1 protein-coding gene is annotated in these 600 nt (G+C 33.7%); it reads left to right on the forward strand.

Features of this window, described 5'->3' with window-relative positions; all coding sequences use genetic code 11:
• Nucleotides 1–600, forward strand: a 600-nt coding sequence (locus ABHN01_RS25890) for a diguanylate cyclase domain-containing protein (protein ID WP_429877929.1), incomplete at both ends; no start/stop codon positions are given.

Raw genomic sequence — 600 nt, forward strand, 5'->3', positions numbered from 1 at the left:
TCAAAGAACAAGGGATTTAATAAACAAATCTAATGATTTGGTAAAAAATCAAGAAAGATTTAAGTCATTATATGAGTATCATCCGGATCCTATTTTAACGATTGATTCAACTGATATCGTATTAAACATAAACCAGGCTGGAAGTATGTTATTAGGAAAAGAAAGTGCTGCATTGATAGGGAAAGAGTGCTTCTCTATTTTTTTAGATGAAGATAAATCTGAATTGGAAGCAGCTATAAAGAAAGGGAAACGATGTAGTTCATCTTCACTACAGTTACGTGTGAAAAATAACAATGAGAAGGACATACTCTTTTGGTATGTCACTATAGTTCCTATTATGATAGAAGGTCAAACTTTTGGGAGTTATGTAATGGTAAAAGACATAACGAGGATGAAACAACAACAGGATGAGATAAACTACCTTGCATTCCATGATACAGTGACGGAGATTGGAAATCGAATATTCTTCCAACAAGAATTAGACAGATCTATTGAGCGTGTACAAAAAACACAGGATAAGTTTGGACTTCTGTATATAGATTTAAACCGCTTTAAGACCATTAATGATACGCTGGGGCATGCAATTGGTGACAGTGTTTT

Origin of the sequence: Fictibacillus sp. NRS-1165 (assembly GCF_050468105.1) — a bacterium.
Lineage (GTDB): Bacteria > Bacillota > Bacilli > Bacillales > Fictibacillaceae > Fictibacillus_C > Fictibacillus_C terrinigri.